Raw genomic sequence first — 10,895 nt, 5'->3', positions numbered from 1 at the left:
CGAACACGGACTTCTTATTATGAATTAAGAAAATCCGTGTTCGTCCGTTTTAGTCCGCGTCGTCCGCGTATCTATTCTTCAAAGCTACGTAGCAACTTTATCTCGTCCGCCCATAAACTCTCATCCGGCGTTTCAAGAATAACAGGCATATCATTAAACCGTTCATCTTTCATAAAACGCTTAAAGAAGTCTATGCCTAACAGGCCTTTCCCTATGCTGTCATGGCGGTCTACATGGCTACCCAATTCTTTTTTAGTATCATTCAGGTGGATACCCCGCAAATAGTTAAATCCAACTACTTCATCAAACTCCTGAAACACTTTATCATATTCCTTTACGATATCATATCCTGCCGAGTAAGTATGACAAGTATCCAAGCATACACCTACACGGGATTTATCATCCACACGATCAATGATATGCTTTAGTTGCCAGAACTCATTACCAACATTGCTTCCTTGTCCGGCTGTATTTTCAATAACAGCAGTCACCCCTTTCGTTTTACTCAATGTGATATTGATAGATTCTGCCACCTTATCCAGACATTCCTCTATTGAAATTTTATTCAGATGACTGCCCGGATGGAAATTCAGAAGCTTCAGACCTAATTGCTCACAACGTTGCATTTCATCCAGAAATGCGGCACGGCTTTTCTCCAGTCCTTCTTCTTCAGGATGTCCCAGATTGATTAAATAGCTATCATGAGGCAAGATATAGCGGGCATCAAAAGAGTATTTCTCACAATTGTCTTTAAATCCGCGAATACTTTCTTCGGTCAGAGGTTTGGCCACCCATTGCCGTTGGTTCTTTGTAAACAAAGCAAATGCATTCGCACCTATCTCATGCGCATTAACAGGAGCTATCTCAACTCCCCCACTCGCACTTACGTGCGCTCCTATATATTTCTTCATATTCTGTTTTTCTTTAGTGAATGATTAAAAACGGAAGCAAGATAGAGAAAAATCCGAAGATGGCAAAATCAAGATATGACGACCTTGAGTTTCTATAATGCACAAGTCCCCTCCCCCGCATAATCCTTTCCCGTCTTTCCATTATATTCAGGATGCCTTTCCAGCCACTTCACGGCATAGGAACAGGTTGCCACAGGCACCAGTTCATTAGCCAATGCATAATCATAAGCTGCCTTTACTAAAGCAGAGGCAATTCCCCTACCACCTATTTCACTGGGTACAATCGTGTGGCGCACATCCAAAGCACCGTCAGCTACATGATACATCAGGCGGGCAGTCTCTCCATCGACTACGGTCTGAAAAACTTTTTTCTCCGGAAAATGTTCTATATTCATAATCTGTTTCATTTATTGGGTTAATATACTATTTTAATAATAAGCCTCTCTTATATTTAATAACAGATTTCAGTAACTTTGTATCGAACAATTCTAAAAAAAATCTTATGGACAATCATCTTCTCTCACATGCCATCGCTATTGCCACCGAAGCCCACAAAGGACAAAAAGACAAATACGGACAGGAATATCTGCATCATCCCATCCGCGTAATGAATATGGGACGGAATCTGAAAGAAAGGATTGTCGGTATTCTACACGACGTTGTAGAAGATACGGAATGGACATTCGAAGACCTGGAAAAGGAAGGATTCTCTGCCGAAATCATTGAAGCCGTGCGGTGTGTCACAAAGACCTCTGATGAGGAAGATTACGAAGAATACGTCGAAAGATGTGCCCTCCAATCCCATAGCCGTTGCCGTTAAGATTCACGACCTGACGGATAATATGGATGTGCGCCGCATGCCCTGCATCGGAGAAAAAGAAGTCACCAGACTCAGGAAATATCTGAAAGCCTACCATCGCCTGATGCCCCTGTATATGAATCATTGATCATTATGCATGTTTCTTTTTCATGAAATTACTACCTTTGCGGCATGAAATTGGAACTAAAAGAAAATCAAGGAGTACCCTCGTCCCTGCTTTGGACGCTGGCCATCATCTCAGGCGTAACGGTAGCCAACATATACTACAACCAACCACTACTGAATCGTATCAGCCGTGACCTGAACATCAGTGAATTCACCGCCAATCTGATAGCCATGTGCTCGCAGATAGGATATGCCATCGGACTATTGTTCATCATTCCACTGGGCGATTTATACCGCAGAAGAAATATTATCCTCGTAAATATTTCCATTCTGGTAGTCTCACTGCTCACCATTGCTTTAGCTCCCAATATCCACCTGATACTGTTCGCTTCTCTACTGACGGGGGCCTGTTCAGTTATCCCCCAGATATTCATGCCCCTTGCGGCACAATACTCCACTCCCGAAACTAAAGGAAAGAATGTAGGTATTATCCTTTCGGGACTACTGACGGGTATTCTTGCTTCGCGCGTAGTGAGCGGCATTGTAGGCGAATACATGGGCTGGCGGTTTATCTACTTTGTTGCCGCGGGATTGATGGTCGTTTGTTTGCTTATTATAATAAGGATACTCCCGGACCTTCCTTCCAATTATCAGGGAAGTTATGCCGGACTGATGAAATCCTTGTTTTCCATCGTCAAGAAGTATCCCCAACTCCGCATAGCTTCGTTGCGTGCAGGTTTCTCGTTCGGATCGTTCCTTGCCATGTGGAGTTGTCTGGCTTTCAAGATGGAACAGGCGCCTTTCTTTGCGGGAAACAATATCATAGGAATGTTGGGTCTTTGCGGCATAGCCGGGGCACTGACCGCTTCTTCCATCGGAAGATTCATCAATACGGTCGGGGTGAAACGACTTACTTATATAGGATGTTCGCTGATAATCAGCGCATGGATAGTGCTCTATGCGGGACAATATAGTTATGCAGGTATCATAGCCGGTATTCTGTTGATAGATATAGGGATGCAATGCATCCAGCTCAGTAATCAGACAAGTGCGTTTGCCCTTTGTCCGCAGGCATCCAATCGTATCAATACTATTTTCATGACTACCTATTTCATTGGCGGTTCCACCGGAACTTTCCTTGCCGGAACCTTCTGGCAATGGTTCGGCTGGACGGGAGTGGTGGGAACAGGTATCTTGCTGACAAGTTGTTCGCTGCTCATCAATATATTCGCTAAGAAATAACCTCCTTCAGTATTTCCCAACCAGATGTCTTCATATCTACGCATCCGTTCTTCTTAAAGACGGTACCCTCTTTTTCCAGCAACTCCCGTTGTTCGGGCCAGAAAGGGGCCAGTCGTCCCTGACTATTCACTACCCGGTGGCAAGGCAGATTTTGTTCCTCAGGTGCGTTATGCATGGCCTGCCCCACCATACGTGAACACTGGGGCTTACCTATAAGATAAGCAATCTGTCCATACGTCAGCACCCGTCCCGGAGGGATAGAGGCGACAACACTATATACTTCTTCTCCAAAGGATGTTTTATCCATAACCTATATTACTTTGCAATACAATACTTATCAGTCGGAAATAGGATGCCTATAATGAAGATTTTCTCAACGTAAAGAGAAAGTATTCTCAATACGATGAGAAGAACTTCTCAATGCGATGAGAATAAATACTCATCACAGTGAGAAAAGATTCTCAATATAGTGAGAATAACCGAGAATCATAATCTACTGATATAGAGCACATAGTCTTCTCACATAGGTTGACTACTTTTAATCTTATCCCCCCAATGAATTGACTTGGAAAACTCGCTCTCCCTAAAAAGCATAGACCATTATCGGGCAACCATAAATTCCTGTACGAAAGAACAGAAATTAATTATAAGTAGCAAATTTCGGAATAATGTTTTTCAACTTGGTAGCAGAATTTGTCTTTCTCATACCAATTGCCTACCTTTGAGGTGATTCAAGAACAATTAAATCTACACGAATGATAAACATCGTCCCTATTTTAAAGAACAAAAAGGAGTTCCTCGAACTACTGCTACTTGCCGACGAACAAGAGTCCATGATAGATCTCTACCTGGAACGGGGAGAAATGTATGCTCTCTACGACGGCGACTTAAAGGCAGCGTGTGTGATAACAGATGAAGGAAACGGAGTCTATGAAATCAAGAACATCGCCACTTATCCCCACTACCAACGAAAAGGATATGGAAAACGGCTGATAGAATTTCTATTGGAGCACTACAAAGATCGTTATCATACGCTATTGGTAGGTACAGCAGAAGATACGTACACAGAGGATTTCTACAAACAATGCGGATTTACCTACTCGCACCGCATACCCAACTTTTTTACTGATAACTACGATCATCCCATGTATGAAGATGGAAAGCTTCTGAAAGATATGGTTTATCTCAAAATTAGCAAGAATGGATAAAAATATGGCATTCATCACACTAACCCCTGAGAACGTAATGAGCGAACACCTATGTTGCGCCATTGCAGACAAAAAACACCAAACCGGCGTAAACGATAAACGCAACTGGCTGGCAGAGCGTATCAAAGAAGGACACGTCTTCCGCAAACTGGATGCGCAGGGAAAAGTGTTCATCGAGTATGCCCCGTTGGAAAAAGCCTGGGTTCCCGTAACTGGTGATAATTATTTCTATATTTATTGCCTGTGGGTATCCGGCAGTTACAAAGGAAAGGGATACGGAAAGGAATTGTTACAATCGTGCATCGACGACGCAAAAGCGCAAGGAAAATCCGGCATCTGCCTCCTTTCTTCCAAAAAGAAGAAACCTTTCTTATCAGAAAAGAAGTTCATGTTGAAATATGGCTTCAAAGTAGTGGATACCATCAATGACGAATATGAATTATTAGCTCTTTCCTTTGACGGCACCCAACCGCAATTCACATCAAACGTGCGGAAACAGAGCATTGAGGGCAAAGAACTGACCATCTATTACGGTGTGCAATGTCCCTATATTCCCAATTGTATCGAACAGATATACAATTATTGCGAGAACAACCAAATACCTCTCCGGTTGGTAGAGATAGATACTTTGGAGAAAGCTAAACAACTGCCTTGCATCTTTAATAATTGGGCTGTATTCTATAACGGAAAGTTCGAAACTGTACACCTGTTGAATGAAGGTTTACTGAAAAAATTGCTGCAATTAAAATAAGAATGTATATTTGTACAAACTCTAATTCAAAAAGATTATGGAAATGAAATTTTGCCAAAGTTGCGGAATGCCACTCACATCCGATGAAGTATGCGGAACAAATGCTGACGGTAGCCTCAGCGCAGATTATTGCACTTACTGCTATCAGCAAGGTAAATTCGCACAAGACTGCACCATGGATGAAATGATAGAACATTGTGCCCAGTTTGTAGAAGAATTCAATAAAGACTCGGAACAGAAAGTTACTAAAGAAGAAGCTATTGCGATGATGAAGCAAGAGTTTCCGAAATTGAAACGCTGGCAAGCATAAATAATGTCCCGCATCGAACAGGAAAAACAAACCGTGGAACAAATGATCCGCCTCTACTGCCGGAAGAAAGAGGGGAACGAAACTTTGTGCCCGCAATGCAGGGAAGTGTTGGAATATGCACATGCACGGTTGTCACGTTGTCCATTCGGAGAAAAGAAAGGTACTTGCCGACTCTGTACCATACATTGTTACAAACCGGAGATGCGGGAACGGATGAGAGAAATCATGAGATGGGCAGGGCCAAGAATGTTGTTGTATCATCCGGTAGCGGCTATCCGGCATTTGTGGCAGGAGTATATTAGGAAGCAATAAAGAATACATTACAAATTACACGGATATTCACAGATTTAATAATGAAGCTTCAGTAAAGCTCTTCTTCTTAATCTGTGAATATCCGTGTAATTTATAATGAAAGAATTTTAATTGAAATAATACAAGAACACTGCAATTCCATCAAGTGCCTTCTTCGGTTGGTCTTTTATCTCAATCGTAAATTTAATCTCAGCCTTTGCCACACCGCGCAAGTTTGTCAATGAGTGCAGTTTCGCAACCAAACGAATACTTTGTCCCGACAATACCGCCTGACCGAACTTCATCTGATCCATACCATAATTAACCATCATCTTCAGGTTGTTCACCTCAATAATCTGGTTCCACAGATACGGCAACATAGACAAAGTAAGATAGCCATGCGCAATAGTAGTTTTGAAATGGCTCTCTGTTTTAGCACGTTCCGTATCTACATGTATCCACTGATGATCCAACGTAGCATCAGCAAACAGATTGATACGTTCCTGCGAAAGTTCCACATAATCGGAAACCCCAATTTGCTGACCTACCAGCTTTTCAAAATCCTCATACGAGTTGATAATTACTTTTTCCATTATTCTCTTTTTATATTTAATAGTTTCTACGGTTGATAATCCCAACCATAATCATTATGATAAATCATTAGTTTACTCATGCCTCCGTCAATCGTAATATTCTCCCCGTTGATAAAGGAGTTCCGTTCGTCACAAAGGAAAAGAACTGCACGGGCTATATCGGCCGGTTCTCCTACCCTTTGCGAAGGATGCTGCATGATATCTCCTTCCGTATATGCCGGCACATAATCCTCCTCATGATAGCTTCCCGTATCAATCCAACCGGGAGCGATAGAATTCACGCGGGCAATTCCCGAAAGACTGACCGCAAGTGCATGAGTCAGAGCCGTTATTCCACCTTTGGCTGCCGTATAACTTTCCGTATTGGCCTGCGACTGAAAAGCACGGGTAGAAGAAATATTCACAATAGCACCTGCACCACTGAAATAGTCTTTAAACGACAAAGCCAGGAAATAAGGAGCCGCTACTCCCACACGTTGCACATACAGGAAGTCTTCATACGAACAGTTGCTCAATATTCCTCCATTTGTCAGGCAAGCATTATTTATCAGACAGTCAATCTGATCTTCTATGGATAAGACAAAGTCTACAAAATCCCGCAACGTCTGTTCCTCGGCAATATCTCCGACAAAGCCTGTAACCGAAAGCCCTCTTTCCGACATCTTTCCTTCCGCCAGTTCCACCGCCTCGGGTGTCTTATCAATGAAATACACCGTATATCCCGATTCTGCAAACATCTCGACAATGCAACGACCGATACCGGCGGCTCCACCTGTTACTACACATACTTTATTCATACGCTCTTTATTTTAAGTATGATGAACAAAACCCCGATAACGAAGGTTATTATTCGATTCATGGTTGTTTACTTTTAAATCGTGAAAACAGGTAACAAATATACTCCATATTCCAGCAAGTTACAAAAAGTCAAGTACCCTTTTTCTCATTCGGAAAGGTTTTCCTACTTTTGTAACAAACATTGTGAAACATGAAACTGAAAGATAAATTCACAGAACTGATGCATAATCAGGCTTTGAAGCGAAAACTATATGTCATCATATTCGAAGCTGATACACCTGCCGGGAAGCTATTCGACGTTACCCTGATCTGGTGCATATTGCTTAGCGTAGGACTTGTTATTTTGGAAAGCCTGCAAGGATTACCGGTATGGCTGAAAACTCCATTCATTGTTATGGAGTATTTACTGACCGCTTTCTTCACTTTCGAATATATCACCCGGCTGTATTGTTCACCTAAACCTTCCAAATATGCTTTCAGTGCTTTCGGCATCATCGACTTGCTGGCTACACTGCCGCTTTATCTCGCTTTCCTATTTCCCGGGGCACGCTATCTGCTTATTGTGCGGGCTTTCCGCCTGATACGGATATTCCGCGTTTTCAAGTTATTCAACTTCTGGATGGAAGGGCAAATGCTGCTGACGGCACTACGCGACAGTAGCAAAAAAATCGCAGTTTTCTTTATGTTTGTGGTTATTCTGGTGATATCTATCGGAACATTGATGTACATGGTTGAAGGAGGAAAACCCAATACGCAGTTCAGCAATATTCCCAACAGTATTTATTGGGCTTGCGTCACGCTTACCACCGTAGGTTACGGAGATATAACTCCTGTCACCGCCCTAGGGAAATTCCTTTCAGGTTGTGTCATGCTGATAGGTTACACTATTATTGCAGTACCCACCGGCATAGTTTCCGTATCGCTGATGAAAAGACATGAAAAGAATGTAGCAAGAGAGTGCCCCAACTGTCACAGGCGAGGACACGAAGAAAGTGCGCAGTTCTGTAAGTATTGCGGATCATCACTTGATAAAGCCCCTAAAGAATAGAAAAACTTTCATACTAAATCATATTGGCAAATAATAACGCATAGAAATATATAAAAATGGAACAAAGTTTTGTTACTCAAAAAGAATTTACCCTACGTCCCCGTGCACGTGGTTTTCACCTGATAACGGATGAAATAATACGTAACCTGCCGCGTCTGCCGCAAGCCGGACTTTTACATCTGTTCATCAAGCATACCTCTGCCGGACTTAGCATCAATGAAAATGCTGATCCGGATGTCCAGACGGACATGGAAGCCATCTTCAACCACCTGGTAAAAGAACGGGAACCCTACTATATGCATACCTGTGAAGGAGATGACGACATGCCCGCCCATGCCAAATCGACCCTGACAGGTAATAGTCTCAGCATACCTATCACTGACGGTAGACTGAATATGGGCATCTGGCAAGGTATATACCTCTGTGAATTCCGCAATCGTGGCGGTGGAAGAAAAATAGTAGCAACCGTCATCGGACAATAGAATATATGAAAATGAACAATCTTCCTACAAATATCTTCGTCGCCACGGAGAAAGATTATCCCGAACTCTCTGAGCTTTGGGAAGCATCCGTACGCAGTACGCATCACTTCTTGAGTGCAGAAGATATTCAGTACTACAAACCTCTGGTACAGAACGTTTATTTCCCCGCAGTGCAACTCTATATTATAAAGAATAAAGACAACCGCATCAGTGGCTTTCTGGGACTAAGCGACGATTTAATAGAAATGCTGTTTATCCACCCCGACGAACAGGGAAAAGGATATGGTAAGACATTATTAGAGTTTGCCGTAAACGAACGAGGTTTCCACAAAGTGGATGTCAACGAACAAAACGAACAGGCTTTCCGCTTCTACCGTAACAGGGGCTTTGAAGTAATAAGTCGGGATGAAACAGATGCGCAAGGCAAGCCCTTTCCCATCCTGCACATGCAATTAACAAACTACTAATACAGCAATTATGAAACGAGCCATTATTATAGGAGCCACCTCCGGCATAGGAGAAGAAGTTGCCAAACTGCTAACTCAGCAAGGTTGGCACATCGGTATTGCCGGAAGACGGGAAGAAGCATTGGAGAAACTGCAAGCCACCGCCCCCGGACAAATCGAAATTCAACGTCTGGACGTAACAGATTCGGATGCCCCCACCCTGCTGGAAACACTCATCCGGAAGTTAGGTGGCATGGATTTGTTCTTCCTCAGCTCCGGCATAGGTAGCCAGAACCCGGATCTGAAACCGGAAATAGAACTAAATACCGCCCGTACCAACGTAGAAGGATTCACCCGCATGGTGACCGCCGCCTTCAATCACTTCAAAACCCAAGGAGGTGGGCACATCGCTGTCATCAGTTCCATTGCAGGCACCAAAGGATTGGGCATCGCCCCGGCCTATTCCGCAACGAAACGCTTCCAGAATACTTACATCGAAGCCTTGGCACAACTCTCCCGGATGCAACACTTGAATATCCATTTCACAGACATACGCCCGGGTTTCGTCGCTACCGACTTACTGAAAAGTGGTAAGTTCCCTATGTTGATGCAAGCCAATCAGGTAGCGAAGAGTATCGTCCGTGCCTTGAACCGAAAAAAACGGGTCATTGTAATCGACGGCAGATACCGTGTAGTTGTCTTTTTCTGGCGAATGATCCCCCGGTGGTTATGGGAAAGATTGCCTATAAAGAACTAAGATTCGTTGTAAAGACACCATAGTTCTTGCCTCATTCCCGTAAATATTGTATATTCGACCTCGAACCAAACAAACTTTTGAAAATGAAAAAAAACTCAATACATATCCTGATAGTTACCTCAGTTGCTCTATGCGCCGGTGCCACACTTCCATTTCTGTTTGGGCACAGCACGATAGACCCTGAACAGCAATCCGTTAAATCCGAAGTTCCCTATTGTGTCACCTCCCCTTCCGTACCGGACAAAATCACCTTTGCCGGACAGGAAATTGACCTGACGCGTTACGATCATCGTGAACGCATGGACCGTGAACAAATGTCGTTCACCTATATGCACTCCACCACCATGCTTACCATCAAGCGTGCAAACCGCTTCTTCCCCATCATAGAACCCATATTGAAGGAAAACGGTGTACCCGATGATTTCAAATACCTCGCCGTAATAGAGAGTAACCTCAATACCCTTGCCCGTAGTCCGGCAGGAGCAGCCGGAATGTGGCAGTTCATGCAAACTACCGGACGCGAATTCGGCCTTGAAGTAAACCCCAATATTGACGAACGTTATCACGTGGAGAAAGCCACCCGTGCCGCATGTCAGTATCTGAAAGATGCCTACCAAAGATATGGTAACTGGCTCTGCGTAGCCGCTGCCTACAATGGCGGACAAGGCCGCATCTCCTCCGAACTGAAAAAACAGCTCGTAGATCAAGCCGTAGACCTTTGGCTTGTAGAAGAAACTTCCCGTTACATGTTCCGCCTGCTTGCCGCTAAAGCCGTCATCAGTAATCCGCAGCGCTATGGCTTTTTGTTGAAACGGGAACATCTTTACCCTGTCATTCCCCATACAGAGATCAATGTAACAACAAGTATCGACAATCTGGCACAATTTGCCAAGAATAAAGGTATTACCTACGCCCAACTGAAGGATGCCAACCCATGGCTACGCGATAGTTCTTTACAAAACAAAAGCGGACGTACATACGTTCTTAAAATACCGACACAGGCGGGAATGCACTATGATCCGAAGAAGACGGTGCCGCATAATAGGGCATGGGTTATAAATTAAGTACTTTTCTTTTGTCTTGAGACAAAAGAAAAGATACCAAAAGAAAAACTCAAGGCTGCACTTCCGGGG

The 10,895-nt window shown here is 43.5% G+C and carries 16 protein-coding genes; 11 read left to right on the top strand and 5 right to left on the bottom strand.

What is annotated here, in order from left to right; genetic code table 11:
• Nucleotides 1-71 precede the first annotated feature (71 nt).
• On the bottom strand, nt 72-911 hold the full coding sequence (gene nfo / locus BACCELL_RS16595; protein ID WP_007213093.1) for a deoxyribonuclease IV: 840 nt from the start codon (nt 909-911) through the stop codon (nt 72-74).
• Between the two features lie 92 nt (nt 912-1,003).
• The gene (locus BACCELL_RS16590; RefSeq protein WP_044153940.1) at nt 1,004-1,306 is read right to left on the bottom strand and encodes a GNAT family N-acetyltransferase; all 303 of its coding nucleotides are present in this window, start codon (nt 1,304-1,306) and stop codon (nt 1,004-1,006) included.
• 107 nt (nt 1,307-1,413) lie between these two features.
• Here BACCELL_RS16590 and BACCELL_RS16585 point away from each other — a divergent pair, with 107 nt between their 5' ends.
• Nucleotides 1,414-1,731 (top strand): HD domain-containing protein, encoded by a 318-nt coding sequence (locus BACCELL_RS16585; protein WP_007213091.1) that lies wholly within the window; start codon nt 1,414-1,416, stop codon nt 1,729-1,731.
• A gap of 171 nt (nt 1,732-1,902) precedes the next feature.
• Nucleotides 1,903-3,078, top strand: a complete 1,176-nt coding sequence (locus BACCELL_RS16580) for an MFS transporter (protein WP_007213090.1) — start codon at nt 1,903-1,905, stop codon at nt 3,076-3,078.
• On the opposite strand, the gene BACCELL_RS16575 is transcribed toward BACCELL_RS16580, so the two are convergent.
• Nucleotides 3,068-3,385 carry an MGMT family protein gene (locus tag BACCELL_RS16575; protein WP_007213089.1) on the bottom strand — a complete coding sequence of 106 codons (318 nt, stop codon included), beginning with the start codon at nt 3,383-3,385 and terminating at the stop codon, nt 3,068-3,070. The two genes, BACCELL_RS16580 and BACCELL_RS16575, sit on opposite strands and share 11 nt — an antisense overlap.
• 448 nt (nt 3,386-3,833) lie before the next feature.
• Between BACCELL_RS16575 and BACCELL_RS16570 the strand changes: the two genes are divergently transcribed.
• Genes BACCELL_RS16570 through BACCELL_RS26100 form a run of 4 tightly spaced genes read left to right on the top strand, consistent with a single transcriptional unit; the run spans nt 3,834 to nt 5,659 of the window.
• Nucleotides 3,834-4,286: a GNAT family N-acetyltransferase gene (locus BACCELL_RS16570; protein WP_007213088.1), complete on the top strand. Its 453-nt coding sequence runs from the start codon at nt 3,834-3,836 to the stop codon at nt 4,284-4,286.
• Entirely contained in the window at nt 4,279-5,037 is a 759-nt protein-coding gene (locus BACCELL_RS16565; protein ID WP_007213087.1) for a GNAT family N-acetyltransferase, read from the top strand. The genes BACCELL_RS16570 and BACCELL_RS16565 overlap by 8 nt, the downstream gene beginning before the upstream one ends.
• Nucleotides 5,038-5,074: 37 nt before the next feature.
• The gene (locus BACCELL_RS16560; protein WP_007213086.1) at nt 5,075-5,347 is read left to right on the top strand and encodes a zinc ribbon domain-containing protein; all 273 of its coding nucleotides are present in this window, start codon (nt 5,075-5,077) and stop codon (nt 5,345-5,347) included.
• 3 nt (nt 5,348-5,350) lie between these two features.
• Nucleotides 5,351-5,659, top strand: coding sequence for a nitrous oxide-stimulated promoter family protein (locus tag BACCELL_RS26100; RefSeq protein WP_007215751.1), 309 nt, complete (start codon nt 5,351-5,353; stop codon nt 5,657-5,659).
• Between the two features lie 107 nt (nt 5,660-5,766).
• On the opposite strand, the gene BACCELL_RS16555 is transcribed toward BACCELL_RS26100, so the two are convergent.
• Both BACCELL_RS16555 and BACCELL_RS16550 read right to left on the bottom strand, forming a co-directional pair.
• Nucleotides 5,767-6,231: a MaoC family dehydratase gene (locus tag BACCELL_RS16555; RefSeq protein WP_007213084.1), complete on the bottom strand. Its 465-nt coding sequence runs from the start codon at nt 6,229-6,231 to the stop codon at nt 5,767-5,769.
• A gap of 26 nt (nt 6,232-6,257) precedes the next feature.
• On the bottom strand, nt 6,258-7,028 hold the full coding sequence (locus tag BACCELL_RS16550) for an SDR family oxidoreductase (protein ID WP_007213083.1): 771 nt from the start codon (nt 7,026-7,028) through the stop codon (nt 6,258-6,260).
• A gap of 191 nt (nt 7,029-7,219) precedes the next feature.
• On the opposite strand from BACCELL_RS16550, the gene BACCELL_RS16545 reads away from it, so the two are divergent.
• The 5 genes from BACCELL_RS16545 (at nt 7,220) to BACCELL_RS16525 (ending at nt 10,826) form a co-directional block, all read left to right on the top strand.
• Nucleotides 7,220-8,077 (top strand): ion transporter, encoded by an 858-nt coding sequence (locus BACCELL_RS16545; protein ID WP_007213082.1) that lies wholly within the window; start codon nt 7,220-7,222, stop codon nt 8,075-8,077.
• 56 nt (nt 8,078-8,133) lie between these two features.
• Complete coding sequence (locus BACCELL_RS16540; protein ID WP_007213081.1) at nt 8,134-8,559, top strand: secondary thiamine-phosphate synthase enzyme YjbQ; 426 nt, start codon at nt 8,134-8,136, stop codon at nt 8,557-8,559.
• A gap of 5 nt (nt 8,560-8,564) precedes the next feature.
• The gene (locus BACCELL_RS16535; RefSeq protein ID WP_007213080.1) at nt 8,565-9,026 is read left to right on the top strand and encodes a GNAT family N-acetyltransferase; all 462 of its coding nucleotides are present in this window, start codon (nt 8,565-8,567) and stop codon (nt 9,024-9,026) included.
• 10 nt (nt 9,027-9,036) lie between these two features.
• Nucleotides 9,037-9,762, top strand: coding sequence for an SDR family NAD(P)-dependent oxidoreductase (locus BACCELL_RS16530; RefSeq protein ID WP_007213079.1), 726 nt, complete (start codon nt 9,037-9,039; stop codon nt 9,760-9,762).
• Nucleotides 9,763-9,845: 83 nt separating this feature from the next.
• On the top strand, nt 9,846-10,826 hold the full coding sequence (locus BACCELL_RS16525; RefSeq protein WP_007213078.1) for a lytic transglycosylase domain-containing protein: 981 nt from the start codon (nt 9,846-9,848) through the stop codon (nt 10,824-10,826).
• The last annotated feature ends 69 nt before the right edge of the window (nt 10,827-10,895 follow it).

Source organism: Bacteroides cellulosilyticus DSM 14838 (genome assembly GCF_000158035.1).
Taxonomy (GTDB): Bacteria; Bacteroidota; Bacteroidia; order Bacteroidales; family Bacteroidaceae; genus Bacteroides; species Bacteroides cellulosilyticus.
This window is presented reverse-complemented; position numbering and strand designations above follow the sequence as displayed.

Bases quoted from the DNA above. Each gene is read 5' to 3' on its own strand.
- BACCELL_RS16525 (WP_007213078.1), top strand. From the start codon at position 9,846: ATGAAAAAAAACTCAATACATATCCTGATAGTTACCTCAGTTGCTCTA.
- BACCELL_RS16570 (WP_007213088.1), top strand. From the start codon at position 3,834: ATGATAAACATCGTCCCTATTTTAAAGAACAAAAAGGAGTTCCTCGAA.
- BACCELL_RS16585 (WP_007213091.1), top strand. From the start codon at position 1,414: ATGGACAATCATCTTCTCTCACATGCCATCGCTATTGCCACCGAAGCC.
- BACCELL_RS16560 (WP_007213086.1), top strand. From the start codon at position 5,075: ATGGAAATGAAATTTTGCCAAAGTTGCGGAATGCCACTCACATCCGAT.
- BACCELL_RS16535 (WP_007213080.1), top strand. From the start codon at position 8,565: ATGAAAATGAACAATCTTCCTACAAATATCTTCGTCGCCACGGAGAAA.
- BACCELL_RS16530 (WP_007213079.1), top strand. From the start codon at position 9,037: ATGAAACGAGCCATTATTATAGGAGCCACCTCCGGCATAGGAGAAGAA.
- BACCELL_RS16565 (WP_007213087.1), top strand. From the start codon at position 4,279: ATGGATAAAAATATGGCATTCATCACACTAACCCCTGAGAACGTAATG.
- BACCELL_RS16555 (WP_007213084.1), bottom strand. From the start codon at position 6,231: ATGGAAAAAGTAATTATCAACTCGTATGAGGATTTTGAAAAGCTGGTA.
- BACCELL_RS26100 (WP_007215751.1), top strand. From the start codon at position 5,351: ATGTCCCGCATCGAACAGGAAAAACAAACCGTGGAACAAATGATCCGC.
- nfo (WP_007213093.1), bottom strand. From the start codon at position 911: ATGAAGAAATATATAGGAGCGCACGTAAGTGCGAGTGGGGGAGTTGAG.
- BACCELL_RS16540 (WP_007213081.1), top strand. From the start codon at position 8,134: ATGGAACAAAGTTTTGTTACTCAAAAAGAATTTACCCTACGTCCCCGT.
- BACCELL_RS16580 (WP_007213090.1), top strand. From the start codon at position 1,903: ATGAAATTGGAACTAAAAGAAAATCAAGGAGTACCCTCGTCCCTGCTT.
- BACCELL_RS16550 (WP_007213083.1), bottom strand. From the start codon at position 7,028: ATGAATAAAGTATGTGTAGTAACAGGTGGAGCCGCCGGTATCGGTCGT.
- BACCELL_RS16590 (WP_044153940.1), bottom strand. From the start codon at position 1,306: ATGAATATAGAACATTTTCCGGAGAAAAAAGTTTTTCAGACCGTAGTC.
- BACCELL_RS16545 (WP_007213082.1), top strand. From the start codon at position 7,220: ATGAAACTGAAAGATAAATTCACAGAACTGATGCATAATCAGGCTTTG.
- BACCELL_RS16575 (WP_007213089.1), bottom strand. From the start codon at position 3,385: ATGGATAAAACATCCTTTGGAGAAGAAGTATATAGTGTTGTCGCCTCT.